This window comes from Neorhizobium puerariae (assembly GCF_042429745.1).
Lineage (GTDB): Bacteria > Pseudomonadota > Alphaproteobacteria > Rhizobiales > Rhizobiaceae > Neorhizobium > Neorhizobium puerariae.
In genome coordinates this window covers 168336-183678 of record NZ_JBHMAA010000013.1, presented here as the reverse complement: position 1 = coordinate 183678, position 15343 = coordinate 168336, and the positions used below count along the sequence as shown (strand labels likewise).

At 64.7% G+C, this 15343-nt stretch carries 13 protein-coding genes; 10 read left to right on the top strand and 3 right to left on the bottom strand.

The features are described 5' to 3' along the window. Window positions 1-29: 29 nt before the first annotated feature. The 5 genes from ACFFP0_RS11695 (at window position 30) to ACFFP0_RS11675 (ending at window position 4945) form a co-directional block, all read left to right on the top strand. On the top strand, window positions 30-1004 hold the full coding sequence (locus ACFFP0_RS11695; RefSeq protein ID WP_377260583.1) for an isopenicillin N synthase family dioxygenase: 975 nt from the start codon (window positions 30-32) through the stop codon (window positions 1002-1004). A 79-nt stretch (window positions 1005-1083) separates the two neighbouring features. Continuing rightward, on the top strand, window positions 1084-2121 hold the full coding sequence (locus ACFFP0_RS11690) for an ABC transporter substrate-binding protein (protein WP_377260581.1): 1038 nt from the start codon (window positions 1084-1086) through the stop codon (window positions 2119-2121). Window positions 2122-2262: 141 nt separating this feature from the next. After that, entirely contained in the window at window positions 2263-3306 is a 1044-nt protein-coding gene (locus tag ACFFP0_RS11685) for an ABC transporter ATP-binding protein (RefSeq protein ID WP_377260579.1), read from the top strand. Beyond that, window positions 3303-4160 (top strand): ABC transporter permease, encoded by an 858-nt coding sequence (locus ACFFP0_RS11680; RefSeq protein ID WP_377260577.1) that lies wholly within the window; start codon window positions 3303-3305, stop codon window positions 4158-4160. The genes ACFFP0_RS11685 and ACFFP0_RS11680 overlap by 4 nt, the downstream gene beginning before the upstream one ends. Before the next feature lie 2 nt (window positions 4161-4162). Further along, a complete protein-coding gene (locus ACFFP0_RS11675) occupies window positions 4163-4945 on the top strand; it encodes an ABC transporter permease (protein WP_377260575.1) in 783 nt (260 codons plus the stop codon). A gap of 87 nt (window positions 4946-5032) precedes the next feature. Here the strand turns inward: ACFFP0_RS11675 and ACFFP0_RS11670 are convergent, their stop codons facing one another. Next, window positions 5033-6991, bottom strand: coding sequence for a HAMP domain-containing methyl-accepting chemotaxis protein (locus ACFFP0_RS11670; RefSeq protein ID WP_377260573.1), 1959 nt, complete (start codon window positions 6989-6991; stop codon window positions 5033-5035). Between the two features lie 393 nt (window positions 6992-7384). Then, the gene (locus tag ACFFP0_RS11665) at window positions 7385-7978 is read right to left on the bottom strand and encodes a TetR/AcrR family transcriptional regulator (RefSeq protein WP_377260571.1); all 594 of its coding nucleotides are present in this window, start codon (window positions 7976-7978) and stop codon (window positions 7385-7387) included. Between the two features lie 252 nt (window positions 7979-8230). Here ACFFP0_RS11665 and ACFFP0_RS11660 point away from each other — a divergent pair, with 252 nt between their 5' ends. Genes ACFFP0_RS11660 through ACFFP0_RS11650 form a run of 3 tightly spaced genes read left to right on the top strand, consistent with a single transcriptional unit; the run spans window position 8231 to window position 11984 of the window. Further along, complete coding sequence (locus ACFFP0_RS11660; RefSeq protein ID WP_377260569.1) at window positions 8231-8704, top strand: (2Fe-2S)-binding protein; 474 nt, start codon at window positions 8231-8233, stop codon at window positions 8702-8704. After that, window positions 8704-9699: an FAD binding domain-containing protein gene (locus ACFFP0_RS11655; protein ID WP_377260567.1), complete on the top strand. Its 996-nt coding sequence runs from the start codon at window positions 8704-8706 to the stop codon at window positions 9697-9699. The genes ACFFP0_RS11660 and ACFFP0_RS11655 overlap by 1 nt, the downstream gene beginning before the upstream one ends. Further along, window positions 9696-11984: a xanthine dehydrogenase family protein molybdopterin-binding subunit gene (locus ACFFP0_RS11650; RefSeq protein WP_377260565.1), complete on the top strand. Its 2289-nt coding sequence runs from the start codon at window positions 9696-9698 to the stop codon at window positions 11982-11984. Before ACFFP0_RS11655 ends, ACFFP0_RS11650 begins: the two co-directional genes overlap by 4 nt. Before the next feature lie 117 nt (window positions 11985-12101). Here ACFFP0_RS11650 and ACFFP0_RS11645 read toward each other — a convergent pair whose 3' ends face one another. Continuing rightward, window positions 12102-12764, bottom strand: coding sequence for a sulfite oxidase-like oxidoreductase (locus ACFFP0_RS11645; RefSeq protein WP_377260563.1), 663 nt, complete (start codon window positions 12762-12764; stop codon window positions 12102-12104). An 89-nt stretch (window positions 12765-12853) separates the two neighbouring features. On the opposite strand from ACFFP0_RS11645, the gene ACFFP0_RS11640 reads away from it, so the two are divergent. Both ACFFP0_RS11640 and ACFFP0_RS11635 read left to right on the top strand, forming a co-directional pair. Further along, window positions 12854-14041, top strand: coding sequence for an aminotransferase (locus tag ACFFP0_RS11640; RefSeq protein WP_377260561.1), 1188 nt, complete (start codon window positions 12854-12856; stop codon window positions 14039-14041). 27 nt (window positions 14042-14068) lie between these two features. Then, the gene (locus tag ACFFP0_RS11635; protein ID WP_377260559.1) at window positions 14069-15328 is read left to right on the top strand and encodes a DUF763 domain-containing protein; all 1260 of its coding nucleotides are present in this window, start codon (window positions 14069-14071) and stop codon (window positions 15326-15328) included. Window positions 15329-15343: the final 15 nt, after the last annotated feature.

The window sequence follows — 15343 nt, the reverse complement described above, 5'->3', positions numbered from 1 at the left end:
TTTGTCAGATATGCAGATGGAGGAAGGCCGTGTCCGTTTCGAGTGCCAATCCCGCGTCATCCAACGGTGCCGTTCCCGGCATTCCGGTCATCGATGTCGGCCCCTTCATCCGGAACGAGACGGGCGCTTCCGCCGTCGTGAAGGCGATCGAAACCGCCTGCCGCGATACCGGCTTCTTCCTCGTCACCGGCCACGGCGTTTCGCCGGACGTGACATCGAGGCTCTACAATCTCGCCCGCGCCTTCTTCGATTTCCCGCAGGACTGGAAGAAGACGATCGGCCGCGGCACGGGCGTGATCGGCGGCGTCTCCTTTTCCCCGATCGCGGAAGAAGCGCTCGCCGCCACGCTGGGCTTGAAGACGCCGGGCGATTACAAGGAGAGCCTGAATTTCGGCGAAAGCCTGCCGGGCGATGCCTGGCCGGACAGGCCCGACGGGCTGGAGCAGGCCTTCCGCGACTATTTCAGGGAAATGGAAAAGCTGTCGAAGCATATGCGCCGCATTTTCTGCCAGGCGATCGGTCTCGACCAGGACTATTTCGAGCCATCCTTCGAAAACCACCTTTCGGCGCTGCGGGTCATCAATTATCCGGAGCAGAGCGAAGCGCCGCTTCCGGGCCAGCTTCGCGCCGGCGTGCACACCGACTACGGTTTCATGACCATCCTGCGTTCCGAAGCCTCCCCGGGCGGCCTGCAGGTGCGCAACCGCAACGGCGAGTGGCTGGACGCGCCGTCGATCGAGGGTGCCTATGTCATCAACATCGCCGACGCCTTCATGCGCTGGACCAATGACGAATGGGTCTCGACGCCGCACCGCGTCGCCAACCCGCCGAGCGGCTTCAAGGGCACGGCCCGGCGGCAATCCATTCCGTTCTTCCTCAATCCGTCGAAGGATACGGTGATCGAATGCCTGAAGCCCTTTATCAAGGACGGGGCGAAATACGAGCCGATCGCCTACGGCGAATATATCGACCTGAAGACGAGACAGGCTTTTTCGAAAGGCTGAGAACTGACTGAACCCGTGCGCAGAAGCGGAACACCGCCGGCACATACCGATCGATGATCGCAACAAGGGGAACTGAAAGATGATGGATCTGACAAGACGGCAAACCCTTGCCGGAATGGGGGCGCTCGCCGCGGCGGGGCTCATGGGGCTGCCCGCGCGGGCCCAGGCGAAGACGCTGGTCGTGCCGACGCTCGGCGGTGTCTGGGAGCAATACTGGCGCTCCACCGTGGCGCCGGCCTTCACCAAGCAGAGCGGCGCGGCCGTGACGCTCGACGTCGGCAACGGCCGCGTCTGGGGCGCGAACCTGCGCGCGGCGGGCGTCGCCAAACCGCCCTATTCGATCGTGATGACCAACGAGGTCTTCGCGTCCGGCCTGCGCAAGGAGGGCTTTTTCGAAAAGCTCGACCTTTCCAAGCTGCCGAACTATGCCGATCTCTATCCGCTCGCCAAGAAGACCGATGGCTGGGGTGCGATCGGCGCGGTCTCGCCGATCGGCATCGGTTACCGGACCGATCTCGTGAAGACCAAGCCGAAGGCCTGGAAGGACCTGTGGGAAAATCCCGAGTTCAAGGGCAGGATCGGCCTCTACAATTTCGCCAACAGCGCCGGCAAGATGGAGCTGCTGCTCTTCTCCAGGATTTTCGGCAAGGACCAGTATGACGTCGACGCGGGTTTTGCCGCGCTTCAGAAACTGGGTTCGGTCATCCAGGTGGATTTCAACCTGTCCACCGGACTGGCCTCGGGCGAGATCGTCGTCGCGCCCTTCGATTTCGGCGAAATCGCCCGGCTGAAGAAGCAGGGGCTGCCGGTCGACTGCATCATCCCGGAAGAGGGGATGATCATGTTCGACCAGACGATCAACATCCTCGCGAACGCCCCGGAAAAGGACCTGGCCTACCAATACGCCAACTTCCTGCTTTCGCCGGAGGTACAGGCCATGATGATGAAGGAATTCTTCATCTCGCCGACCAATTCGAAGGTGGCGGTTCCGGCAGACCTGAAGGCGGACGTCCCGATTTCCGGCGCCGACATGGACAAGATCCTCACCTGGGACTGGAACTTCGTCAACGAGAAGCAGGGCGAGCTCGCCGAACGCTGGGCGAAGACCGTCAAGTGAATTTTCCCCCGCTGCGATCATGGCTTGCCGGTCGCATCGGCCCGAGAATCGGACCGATTTTCGAAAGCACGATGCGTACTTGAAATTCCGGGGCAAGCCATGATCGGCTTTTTTGCAAGACGATTCCGAAAGTGAAGTTTCATGACAGAGGTTAGCATCGAAAAGCTGACCAAGGACTACGGGCAGGGTCCCGCGGTCGACGGCATTTCCATCCGGATCGCCGAGGGCGAGTTCATCTCGCTGCTCGGCCCTTCCGGCTGCGGCAAGACGACGACGCTGAAGATGATCGCCGGGTTCGAGGATGCCACGCAGGGCGCGATCCGGTTCGATGGGCGCGATGTCGTGCATGTGCCGGTCGAAAAGCGCGATATCGGCATGGTGTTCCAGAACTATGCGCTCTTTCCGCACATGACGGTCGAGGGAAACCTCGCCTTCGGCCTGGAAATGCGGAAAATCCCGAAGGCCGAGATCCGCACCCGCATCGCCAGGGTTCTCGACATGGTGCAGCTTGCCGGTTATGCCGAGCGTTATCCGCGCCAGCTTTCCGGTGGCCAGCAGCAGCGCGTGGCGCTTGCCCGCGCGCTGGTCATCGAGCCGAAGATCCTGCTGCTCGACGAGCCGCTCGCCAATCTGGACGCCAAGCTTCGCGAAGAGATGCGCGTCTTCATCCGCGACCTGCAGCGCCGCGTCGGCATCACCACCGTCTATGTGACCCACGACCAGGCGGAGGCCATGACCATGTCCGACCGTGTCGTCGTGATGTTCGGCGGGCGCATCGCGCAGATCGGCGCACCCTCGGACATCTATGAGCGGCCGGCGAACCTGGAGGTCGCCGAATTCGTCGGCCAGGTGAACATCATCCGCGGCAAGGTGGGCAACGGAACCGTCTCGACGCCGTTCGGCGATGTGCCTGCGGCAGGCGCCCATGCCGACGGCACGGAGATCACGCTGGCGCTCCGGCCGGAAGCCGTCGAGCTTCTGCCCCTCGGTTCCGGCGTGGCCGGCGTGCCGGCCAAGGTCCGGTCGAGCTATTATTCCGGCAGCCTTGTCGACTATCGCCTGGAACTTGCGAGCGGCGCGATCGTCAACGTCCAGACCTTTCCGCGCACCCGGTTCGCCGATGGCGACGAGGTGCTCGTCCATGCGCCGGCCGACCGTTTCTGGCCGCTCGGGATCAGCGCATGAACGCCGCTGCCAAGAAGCGTTTCGGACCGCTGCTGCTGATCGCGCCCGCCGCGATCCTGCTCACGGTTTTCCTCGTCCTGCCCTATCTCAACATCGTGCTGATGAGCGTGCGCATGCCGGGGCAGGGCACGCCCTACGGACCGGGCTTCACGCTTGCCAATTACGGGAAGTTCTTCGCGGATTCGTTTTACATAGGCCAGGTCGTCAACACGCTCTGGATCGGCTTCGTGACGACGCTTGCGTGTCTCGTCCTCGGTTATCCGGTGGCCTGGCAGCTTGCCCGCGGCAATTCGGCGTTTCGCGCGGTGGGCTATGGCCTCGTGCTTTCGCCGCTCCTGGTCGGCATCGTCATCCGCAGCTACGGCTGGACGATCCTGCTCGGCAACAACGGCCTCATCAACCGCACGCTGATGGGCTGGGGCGTCATCGACGGGCCGCTGCCGCTGATGTACAACGCGCTCGGCATCATCATCGCGCTGGTGCATGTCTTCCTGCCCTTCATGATCCTGCCGATCATGAGCGCCATCCAGGGCATCGATCCGTCGCTCGAAGCCGCTGCCCGCTCGCTCGGGGCCTCGAAGGCCAAGGTCTTCCGGCGCGTGACCCTGCCCCTGTCGCTGCCCGGCATCCAGGCCGGCTGCATTCTCGTCTTCGTGCTGTCGCTCAGCGCCTATGTGACGCCGTCGCTGATCGGCGGCCTGCGGGTGAAGACCATGGCGGTGACGGTGGTGGATGCCCTGATCGATACGTTCCAATGGCCTTTCGGCTCTGCCATGGCGCTCGTCCTCTCGGCCACGGGGGCGGTCGCCGTCGTCATCTTCGGGCGGCTGACCCGCATGAAATGGAAGGCATAACGATGTCGAGACCCTTCTTCACCGTCTATTGCCTGATCATCTACGCCTTCCTTCTGGCGCCGATCCTCGTCGTCGTGGGGGCCTCCTTCAATGCCGGCGCTTTCCTCACCTTTCCGCCGCAGGGGTTCTCCTTCCGCTGGTACGTCGTCTTCTTCAACAACGACGTCTTCATGCGGGCGATCCGCACGTCGCTCTGGATCGCGGCGGTGACCATGGTGATTTCCGGCGTCATCGGCACGATGGCGGCGATCTTCTATGTGCAGTATTCCGGCAGGCTCAAGGAGGCGGTGCGGGTGGCGATGCTGGCGCCGCTGCTGCTGCCGGAGGTGCTGACCGCGATCTCGCTGCTGTTCTTCGTCTATTCCGTCGGCATCGGAACCCAGACCATGGTCGGCATGATCGTCGGCCATGTGCTGATCACGCTGCCTTTCGTGTTCATCAACGTCTCGGCCTCGATGGAAAGTTACGATCCCTCCTGGAGCATGGCGGCGCAGAGCCTCGGCGCAGGACGGTTCACGCGGTTCCGGCGCATCATGCTGCCGCTCATCAAGCCGGGCGTCATCGGGGGCTGCCTCTTCGCCTTCATCATCTCCTTCGACATCTTCACCATTTCCTTCATGCTGAAGAATGTCGGGACCTCGACGCTGCCGATCCAGCTCTTCGATTACCTCAGGACCAATTTCACGCCGGAGGCGGCCGCCGTCTCGACCTGCTCGATCGTGCTGACGCTGGCAGTCGTGATCGTGTCGGAGAAGGTGCTGGGGTTGCGCATCCATCGCTTTTGACGGCTGGGGACTACGGCCACCGGCTGACCGTCCGTTCCTTTCGGCGGAGGATCGGGAGACCGCCTTCCGGCTGGACGGTCGATCGGTTTATAACTCGGTCCATCGGGTTTCGGCAGCCGCTGCGGCTGCGCCGCCACCGAAGGACCGGGTGACGCGCCCGGCCAGCTTGCGGGCCGGCGATTCCTGCTGTGCGGCGTTGCGGGCCGCGACCGGGCCGGCATCCTGGACGGCGCGCGGCGTGGTTGCCGTGCGGCGGCCCGTGCCTTCGGCAAGCTTGAAGCGGCCGATGAGTTCCCGCAGCCTGGTGCTTTCCGAAGCGAGATTGGCGCCGGCGGCATTGGTCTCTTCCACCATCGCGGCATTCTGCTGGGTCACCTGGTCCATCTGGTTGACCGCCGAATTGACTTCGGCAAGGCCGACCGATTGTTCGTGAGCGGCGGTGGCTATCGCGCTGATATGCTCGTTGATGGTGACGACATGCGCTTCGATCGTCTTCAGCGCCTCGCCGGTCTCGCGGACGAGCTTCACGCCGTTCTGGACTTCGGCGCCGGAGTTGCGGATGAGGTCCTTGATCTCCTTGGCGGCGTTTGCGGAACGCTGGGCGAGTTCGCGCACTTCCTGGGCGACGACCGCAAACCCCTTGCCGGCCTCGCCGGCGCGGGCGGCCTCGACACCGGCGTTGAGGGCCAGAAGGTTGGTCTGGAAGGCGATCTCGTCGATCACGCCGATAATGTTGGAGATCTGGCTGGACGACTGTTCGATGCGCTGCATCGCGTCGACGGCGTTTGCGACCACGGCGCCCGACTGGGCGGCGCTGGCGTTCGCTTCCCGCGTGATCGCCTTGGCCTCGTCGGCGCGCCTGGAGGAGTTCGAGACGTTGGCGGTGATCTCGTCGAGCGCCGCTGCGGTTTCTTCCAGCGAAGCCGCCTGCTGCTCCGTGCGCTTGGAAAGGTCGTCGGCGCTCTGGCTGACCTCGCGCGAGCCGCCGTCAATCGTGCCGGCCGAGGAGGCCACTTCCGAAAGAGCCGCGCCCAGACGGAAGACGGCCGCGTTCAGGTCTTCGCGGAGCGCCTCGAAATCGGGGGCGAAGGGTTCGGTGAGCTGGAAGGCGAGGTCTCCGGCGGCAAGGCGGCGAAGACCGGCGGCAAGGCCGGAGGTCGCCTCCCGCAGGCGGGCCTGGGCGGCCGCCTCGGCTTCCTCCTGGAGGTGGATGCGATCGGCTTCCGCCCGGGTGCGGGCCGCCTCCGCCTCCTCCTGCAGCCGGTGGTTCGAAATGGCGGCCTGGCGGAAGACTTCGACAGCGCCGGCCATGGCGCCCACTTCGTCCTTGCGGCCCGCGAAGGGAATCCCGGTTCCGGTGTCGCCGGCGGCGAGGTTGCTCATGGAGGCCGTGATGCGCTGGATCGGGCGGGCGATGCCGGTCATCACGTATACGGCGGCGCCGGCGATCAGAACGAAGACGACGCCAAGGATGGTCTCCATGGTGGTCAGCGCCGTGGCGTAGGTGACCTTCGCCTTGGCGGTCTCGGCCGCCGCTTCATCCGTATTGGCGCTGACGAGCGCGGTTACGGCTTCCATGACCGGCCGGATGGTGATCCGCATCTTTTCCATCTCGACGCGGGCGCGGGCGTCGGAGGCCTTCCGCGAGAAACCGAGCATCTTTTCGCCGGCCTGCACATATTTCTCGACGCCGGTCTGGATCTGGTCCACGAGCTGCCTTTCCTCCGGGCTGGAGATGAGAGGCCTGTAGATGTCGAGGGCCGCCTTCAGCGCCTCGGACTGCTGGGCGATCAGCTTTTCGGCGGCTTCCATGCCGAAATCGGAGGTCGTCGTCAGATGTCCCATATAGGCGACCGTCATTCCGAGGATCGCTGTCTCGATGTTCTTCGAGGCCTGGACGCTGGGCAAGGCGTTCTCGGAGATACTGTCGAGATTGCCGGCAACATGCGAGAGCGAGGAAATGGCGGCCCAGGCGAGAACGGCGGTGAGCGCCGCAATCGCGCCGAAGGCGGCGATGAGCGAGCTGCGTATGGAGAGACGGGACATGGTTCGGCTCCGGAAGGATGAAGCCTCATCTGAGGCATCGCGTTTTCACGCGCAGATTTGATATCTGGCGATGGGGGAAGAGAGCCGATGTCATACCGGCTCCCGCGCTGTACCGGACGGCGATAGCGCGACGGCCGGAAAGCTAGGCCAAACTCTTTAACGACAGATTGAATTTTGACATTGTACAATGGTTTTTGACAGATTTTCAGCCGAAAAACCAAAAAGCGACCATCTTCTATCTATTTATTTTATAATGATAATCTTATAAGGCGTGCGGGAATCATGACAGGGAGCCTGTCAATTTTGAACTGATTGATTTTCCGTTCAAGGAAGATGCGAGATCTTGCCTCTCGCGAGAGGATTTTAGAGGCCCTGGAAGGCGGCGCGCGAGGGTTACTTCTTCGACCTGAGGCCGTCCATCAGCAGGCCGATCAGACGGTGCGAGCGTTCGCGCCATTCCGGCGATTCCGGAATGGAATAGATGCTGGACAGCGCATGCAGGAGATCGGTGGTTTCGATATCCGTTCGGATATAGCCCTTCTCGCCGGCGGTTTTCAGCAGCCCTTCGAGAGCGCCGCGGATCAGGCCCGAGCCTTCGGCGAAGAGCGAGGAATTGGATGTCATCAGGATGCGCAGGCTGTTTGCCATGCCGCGCTTGGTGGCGATGTAGCCGACGAAGCGGCGCGTCCATTCCTCCAGCGCCACGTCGGGCGGATGTCTTGATGCGAGTTCCGTCGCTGCCGCGGCGAGGCTTTCCAGTTCGCGCCGGTAGACGACCTCGACGAGATGTTCGCGTGTCGGAAAATGCCGGTAGAGGGTGCCGATGCCGACGCCGGCCCGCCGCGCTATATCCTCCAGCGAGGTCTCGACACCCTTTTCCGCAAAGGCGGCGGCCGCCACTTCGATCAGCTTGTCGCGGTTGCGGCGTGCGTCGGCACGAAGCCTGGTCGGTTTGGGTTGTGTCGTCTTCGGCTCGACCGAGGCCAAAATATCGCTCCAGCGGATCAGGGGGCTTGACGAAAATCAACAAGCCACTAATTTAATCGGAGGCGCCTCCGTTTATGTGGAGTGCCTTTCACTTCTTAATCCAGAAGCTCGCAGGATGTCATGCCGAATATTCTCGGGGGCGTCTCTTGGAAAAACCATATAGCGCCTGGTCGACCGTCGACCAGTCCCTATCCGGGGTCGCGCCCTCGGAATTCGAATTTCTCATTCTCGTGACGATGGCAGGAGCTGATCATGACACGAACCATCCATCTTTCGCTCGATATCAACGGCAGACAGCATGAGCTTGATGTCGAGCCGCGCGTCACCCTGCTCGACGCCCTGCGCGAGCATCTGGCGCTTACGGGCACCAAGAAGGGCTGCGACCAGGGGCAATGCGGCGCCTGCACCTGCCATGTCGACGGCAGGCGCGTGCTGTCCTGCCTGACGCTTGCCGCCCAGGTCGAGGGGCGGCGGATCACGACGATCGAGGGCCTGGCCGCCGAAAACGGCGACCTGCATCCCGTCCAGGCCGCGTTCATCGAGAACGACGCCTTCCAGTGCGGTTATTGCACGCCGGGCCAGATCATGTCGGCGGTCGCCTGCATCCGGGAGGGGCATGCGGGGTCGGACGAGGAAATCCGCGAATACATGTCCGGCAATCTCTGTCGGTGCGGAGCCTATAACAGCATCGTCGCGGCGGTGCGCGAAGCGGCGGAGATGGCCTGATGCGCGACTTTTCCTATTTCCGTGCTTCTTCCGTCGATGATGCGCGCAATGCCGCTCGGCAGGCCGGCGCGGTTCTGCTCGCGGGCGGCACGACGCTGCTCGATCTTGCCAAATGCGGCGTTGCCGACCCCGAGACGGTCGTCGACATCACCCATCTTGCCGGTTTGGACGGGATCTCGGTCGACCCCCATGGCGCCACGATCGGCGCGCTTGCGAGGATGGGCGACGTCGCAGATCACCATGACATCAGGACGGCGTTTCCGGCTTTCTCGGAATCGCTGTCGCTCGCCGCTTCCGCGCAGCTCCGCAACATGGCGACGGTCGGCGGCAATCTGCTTCAGCGGACGCGCTGTCCCTATTTCCGCGATCCGGGCACGTTCCCGGCCTGTAACAAGCGCAATCCCGGTTCCGGCTGTTCGGCGATCGGCGGCGTCACCCGCAACCACGCCGTCCTCGGCACGAGCGATGCCTGCATCGCCTCCTATCCCGGCGATCTCGCTGTGGCGCTGTCGGCTTTCGACGCGGCTGTCGATCTCGGCACCCGCAAGGTCGCGATCGACGATTTCTTCCTTCCGCCGGGCGATACGCCCGACAGGGAAACGGTGCTCGAGCGTGGCGAGATGATCACCGCCATCCGCATTCCGGCCTCGGCAGCCGCCAGGAATTCGACCTATCTCAAGGTCCGCGACCGCCAGTCCTACGAGTTCGCGGCGGCAAGCGCTGCGGTCGGCATCGAATTCGAGCCCGACGGCAGGACCGTGAAGGATATCCGCGTCGCGCTTGGCGGCGTCGCCACCAGGCCGTGGCGGGCGCGCGCCGTCGAGCAGGCGCTCACCGGCAAGGTGCTCGAAGCCGATGCCGTCGAGAAAGCCGGCCGGCTCGCCATGGAAGGCGCCGCCAGCCAGGGCGGCAACCATTACAAGATCGAACTCGCGCCGCGCGTCGTCGCCCGCGCCATCCTGAAGATGGCCCAGAATGTTGGAGTCCCCGCATGACCATCATGGAACCCCGCAAACATGGCGATGCCTCCGACGGCCTGCTCGGCGGCCGCCTGTCCCGCTTCGAAGGCAGCATGAAGGTCACGGGCGCCGCGACCTATGCGCTGGAATATCCGGTCGAAGGATTGGCGCATGCGGTGCTCGTGCAGAGCACGATACCGGCCGGCCGCGTCACCGGGGTCGACACGTCCGGTGCGTCGGCTTCGCCCGGCGTCCTTCTGGTCCTGACGCCCGACGACGATCTCGGTCTCGTGGCCGCTTCCGACTGGTATGGCAACCGGCCGGAAAACCAGCCCTATCATCCCCTGCCGCGCGAGATCCGCTTCAACGGCGAGTCGATCGTCGCGGTGGTCGCCGAGACGCGCGAGCAGGCCGTGGAAGCCGCGAGGCTGATCCGCGTCACCTACGAGGAAACGCGCTCGGTCGCGAGCCTCGACGACCCGAACGCCGGCGACGGCAAGCCGATGGAGCATCTCAGCTCCGCCTGGGGCGATGCGGAGGCGGCGCTTGCCGCCGCAGCCGTCAGGATCGAGGCCGAATACAGTACTCCCCGCGAATATCATGTCGCGATGGAGCCGCATGGCCTGACGGTGAAGTGGGACGGGGACATGCTGACCGTCTGGGAGCCGAGCCAGTGGTCGCACGGCATGGCGCGCACCTATTCGGAATGGTTCGGCATTCCCTACGAGAATGTCCGGCTGGTCTCGCCCTTCATCGGCGGCGGTTTCGGGTCGAAGGGGGCCGCGCTCGCCTATAGCGCGGTCGCCGCCTTCGCGGCGAGGAAGCTGGGGCGGCCGGTGAAGCTCGCGGTCACGCGGCCGCAGAATTTCACCAGCTATGGCGGCCGCGCCGCGACGCGGCAGAAGATCGCACTCGGCGCGACGGAGGACGGCGTCCTGCAGGCGATCGTCCATCGCGGCGCCAGCGAGACCTCCACCTATGCGGACTGGCCGGAGCAGACGGGTGCGGCGACGCCGATCCTCTACAGGATCGAGAATTTCTCGTCGCAGCACCGCGTCGTGCCGGTCAACACCGTCACCCCCGGCGCATTGCGCGGCCCGGGCAAGAATCCGAGCGCCTACGGCATCGAATGCGCGATCGAGGAACTGGCCTACAAGATCGGCATGGACCCCCTGGAAATCCGGCTCAAGAATTATGCCGACCACGATTACCAGTCGGGCAAGCCGTGGTCGACGCGCCGGCTGCGCGAGGCCCTGACGGAAGGTGCCGCGGCGTTCGGCTGGTCGCGGCGAAGCCATGCGCCGCGTACCATGCGCGAGGGCAGGACGCTGATCGGCTGGGGCATCGGCTGCGGCACCTTCCCGGTCATCCAGGCGCCGAGCGAAGCGATGATCCGCATCCTGGCCAATGGCAGGGTGGAGGTCGTCAGCGGCGCGATCGACATGGGGCAGGGGACCTACACCATCCTCGCCCAGACCGCCTCGGATGTGCTCGGCGTTCCGGTGGACCGGGTGGATGTCCGGCTCGGCGATTCCCGGCTGCCGGGTTCGGCGATCGCCGGCGGCTCGATGCTGGCGGGCTCGATCACCGGCGCCGTGCACAAGGCGGCGACCGCCGCCCGCGACGAGCTGATCGGTTTGGCGCTGAGCGACGCCAATTCGCCGCTGCGCGATACCGGCGCGAACACGCTGACCTTCAATGACGGCCGGATCGCCGTGCCGCGCGGCGAGGGGCCGTCGCTCACCCTGCCGGAACTGATGGCGGCGCTCGGCCGCGAGGAGATCGAGACCCGGCGCAACACGCTGCCGGACGGCGCGAGCGCGCAGGAGCACCATCAGGCCTGGACCACCATGGCGAAGGTTCAGGGGCCGACCATGGGCGATTATTCCATGCACAGCTGGTGCGCTCATTTCGCCGAGGTGCGCGTGGACGAGGATTTCGGCACTGTGCGGGTATCGCGCATCGTCTCTGCCTTCGACTGCGGCCGGCTCTACAATCCGCGGCTGGTGGAAAGCCAGTGGCGCGGCGGCATCATCATGGGCATCGGACAGGCCTTGCTGGAAGAAGGGCTCGTCGACCAGCGGAACGGCCGGACCGTCAACAACAACGTGGGCGACTATCTGGTGCCGACCAATGCCGATGTGCCGGATATCCAGGTCATCTCCGTCGGCGTGCCGGACCAGAACGCCTCGGCGCTCGGCGGCAAGGGCGTCGGCGAAGTGGGTATCGTCGGCGTGGCGCCGGCGATCGCCAACGCGGTCTTCCACGCAACCGGCAAACGCGTCCGCGACCTGCCGATCACGCTGGAGAAGCTGATCTGAGGTTCGCCTCATCCGACTGCCGCACCTTCTCTCCGCGCGCGGAGAGGGACATGCCGCGCCGGTGCGATTTCTCCCCTCGCTCCGTTTACGGGGGCGAGGGGCTTCCCACGTCGAATCCTAGTCGTTCGAATACCGCTCCTCGGCCCAGGGGTCGCCGCGCATGTGGTAGCCGTTCTTTTCCCAGAAACCGGCGTGGTTCATGGCGACGAAGTCGATCCGCTGCAGCCACTTGGCGCTTTTCCAGAAGTAGAGATGCGGCACGACGAGGCGCACCGGCCCGCCATGTTCCTCCGTCAGCGGCTGGCCTTCCCATTGCGTGACGATGATCGCGTCTGGCGAGGCGAAGTCCGATAAAAGCAGGTTGGTGGTATAGCCGTCGTAACTCGTCAGCATCACCGCCACCGCCTCGTCCTTCGGGTCGACGGCATCGAGGAAATCCCGGGTGGAAACGCCTTTCCAGTGGTTGTCGTAGCGCGACCAGGTGGTCACGCAATGGATGTCGGAACGCATCTCGGTCTGCGGCAGCGCCTGGAAGGCCGCCCAGTCGAATGTCGTCGGGATGTTGACGAGGCCGCGCACGTCGAGCCGCCATTGGGACGTGGGGACCCTCGGCTGTTGGCCGAGGTCGAGCACCGGCCAGTTCTTCACGAGATGCTGACCGGGGGGCAGGCGGTCGGTTTCGGGCCTCGCGATGCGGCCGGTGAGGAATTTTCCCTGCCCGGCCCATTTGCGCTTGGTGACGGTGAGCTTCGAATCCTCGGGCGTAATATCGTCGGCCATGGCGGTTCTCCTTGCGTCCCTCGATAATCTGATGAACAAGAGAGACAAATCAATCGCCTGTCTTGGATAAACATCTGTCTTGGATAAACATGCCCGCCTTCAATCCTCTCGTCGAAAAGCTCTCCCCGCCGCCTGTTCCCTCCGTCGCCGCCTGGGGGCGCGCCTATGACGGCTCGCAGGGGCCGCTGATCGATCTTGCGCAGGCCGTTCCGGGTTATCCCGCCCATCCCGAAATGCTGAAATTGCTGGGCGAGGCGGCATCGTCCCCGGCCTTTACCGGATACGGGCCGATCGAGGGGGAAACGGAGCTTCGCCGCGTCTATGCCGAGCACCTCTCGCAGGTCTACGGCGCGCCGCTCGGATTGGAGAACGTCCATATCACGTCCGGCTGCAATCAGGCTTTCGTCTGCGCCGCGATGACGGTCGCAGGCCCCGGCAATACCGTGCTGATGACCGAACCCTTCTACTTCAATCACGAAACGACGCTTGCCATGATGGCCATTAGGACCGCTTTCGTCTCCTGCGAGCCGGCGAACGGTTTCCTGCCGGATCTCCTGGCGTTGGAGGAGGCGATCACCGGCGACGTGCGGGCGCTGGCGGTCGTTTCGCCCAACAATCCGACCGGCGCGATCTATCCGCCGTCGCTGCTGGAGGCGATCTTCAAGCTCTGCCGGGAAAAGGGCATCTGGCTGATCCTCGACGAGACCTATCGCGATTTCATGCCGGAGGCGGGCCTTGTCGGAGGCGGGCGGGCGCCGCACGGTCTTTTCGGTCTCGACGGCTGGGAAGACACGCTGATCAGCCTCTACAGCTTTTCGAAATCCTTCTGCATTCCCGGTCATCGGCTGGGTGCGGTCACGGCCGGGGCGGGGGTGGTCGCGCAGGTCGCCAAGATCATGGACAACCTGCAGATCTGCGCGCCGCGCGCCGCGCAGGCCGCCGTCGCCAGGGCGTTGCCGCTGCTGGCCGGATGGCGGGAGGAGAACCGGCAGGAGATCGGCCGCCGCGCCGGTGCGCTGAAGGCGGCGATGCGCTCCGTCAACGGCTGGAAGCTCGATGCCATCGGGGCCTATTTCGCCTTCGTGCGGCATCCTTTCCCCGGCAGGGGCTCGGCGGAGGTGGCCGAAAAGCTCGCCAGGCAGGCCGGCATCGTCTGCATTCCCGGGGCCTATTTCGGCGACAGCCAGCAGAACTATCTTCGCTTCGCCTTCGCCAATGCGGACGCGCCCACCATCGGTCTCCTGGAAGAACGTTTGCGGAACTTTTCCCTGTCCTGACCGGCCCTGTCCGTTTATAAGCGGATCATGGTTCAAAGAGCAGGCAGCGCCGATCTTCCGCTTCACGGTGGCCGGGTCCCCCGGTGGCTGGGCGAGCGCATGACGACACTCGGCGCGATCATCGCGCAGGCGATCGTCATCCATTACGGCCGCGACGAATTCATGCGGCGGCTTGCGCACCCCTTCTGGTTCCAGTCCTTCGGCTGCGTCATGGGCATGGACTGGCACTCCTCCGGCATCACCACCAGCGTCATCGGCGCGCTGAAGCGCGGGCTGACGCCGCTGTCGGGCGAACTCGGCATCCATGTCTGCGGCGGGCGCGGGCAGAATTCCCGCAAGACGCCGGGCGAGCTTCTGGCAATCGGCGACCGGGTCGGGCTCGACGGGGAGGGACTGGCCACCGCGAGCCGGCTCGTCGCCAAGGTGGACAGCGCCGCGGTGCAGGATGGTTTCGATCTCTATCTGCACGGTTTCATCGTCACCGACGACGGCAAATGGGTGGTGGTGCAGCAGGGCATGAACGGCGACAAGCGGCAGGCCCGGCGCTATCACTGGCTTTCCGAGGGCATTACCAGCTTCGTGGATTCCCCGCATGCCGCGATCGAAGGCCGGAAACAGGGCGAGATCGTCAATCTTGCCGACCGGCGCGCGGACGTTTCCCGCAAGGGCCAGCTCGACCTGCTCACGTCGCTCGGGCCGGACCGGATCGTCCGCGAGGTGATCGCGCTCGATCCGCCGCCAAGGCCCAGGGAGGCGGCGCAGCCCATGCTGCCGCATCTCATCATGCCGGCGCATCACGATGTCCGCGAGGAGGACGTCAACATGAAGCGGCTGCACGGCACGCTTGCGGCGGCGGCCGATCGCGGGCCGGAGGATTTCGAGCGATTGCTCCTCATGCCGGGCGTCGGCGCCCGCACGGTCAAGGCGCTCGCCATGGTGGCCGAGGTGGTGCACGGCGCGCCCTGCCGGTTCTCCGATCCGGCGCGTTTCTCGCTCGCCCATGGCGGCAAGGACCGGGAACCGTTTCCGGTGCCGATCAAGGTCTATGACGAGACGATCAGGGTGATGAAGTCGGCCGTCGGCAAGGCGCGGCTCGGCCGGGAGGAGGAGCTGCAGGCGCTGAGGCGGCTGGACGACCAGGCCCGCCGGCTCGAACGCTACGTGACCGGCCCGGACCTCAAGGAGATCGTCGCGGGTGAATTCCGCCATTCGCACGAATGGGGCGGCCGCAGCGTCTTCGGCTTCGAGCCGCCTCCGGAAGACACGGCGGAGAAGCGGCGCGGCTGACGAGTTTTTCCTCAT

Bases quoted from the DNA above. Each gene is read 5' to 3' on its own strand.
- ACFFP0_RS11690 (WP_377260581.1), top strand. From the start codon at position 1,084: ATGATGGATCTGACAAGACGGCAAACCCTTGCCGGAATGGGGGCGCTC.
- ACFFP0_RS11685 (WP_377260579.1), top strand. From the start codon at position 2,263: ATGACAGAGGTTAGCATCGAAAAGCTGACCAAGGACTACGGGCAGGGT.
- ACFFP0_RS11680 (WP_377260577.1), top strand. From the start codon at position 3,303: ATGAACGCCGCTGCCAAGAAGCGTTTCGGACCGCTGCTGCTGATCGCG.
- ACFFP0_RS11675 (WP_377260575.1), top strand. From the start codon at position 4,163: ATGTCGAGACCCTTCTTCACCGTCTATTGCCTGATCATCTACGCCTTC.
- ACFFP0_RS11670 (WP_377260573.1), bottom strand. From the start codon at position 6,991: ATGTCCCGTCTCTCCATACGCAGCTCGCTCATCGCCGCCTTCGGCGCG.
- ACFFP0_RS11660 (WP_377260569.1), top strand. From the start codon at position 8,231: ATGACACGAACCATCCATCTTTCGCTCGATATCAACGGCAGACAGCAT.
- ACFFP0_RS11655 (WP_377260567.1), top strand. From the start codon at position 8,704: ATGCGCGACTTTTCCTATTTCCGTGCTTCTTCCGTCGATGATGCGCGC.
- ACFFP0_RS11650 (WP_377260565.1), top strand. From the start codon at position 9,696: ATGACCATCATGGAACCCCGCAAACATGGCGATGCCTCCGACGGCCTG.
- ACFFP0_RS11645 (WP_377260563.1), bottom strand. From the start codon at position 12,764: ATGGCCGACGATATTACGCCCGAGGATTCGAAGCTCACCGTCACCAAG.
- ACFFP0_RS11640 (WP_377260561.1), top strand. From the start codon at position 12,854: ATGCCCGCCTTCAATCCTCTCGTCGAAAAGCTCTCCCCGCCGCCTGTT.
- ACFFP0_RS11635 (WP_377260559.1), top strand. From the start codon at position 14,069: ATGGTTCAAAGAGCAGGCAGCGCCGATCTTCCGCTTCACGGTGGCCGG.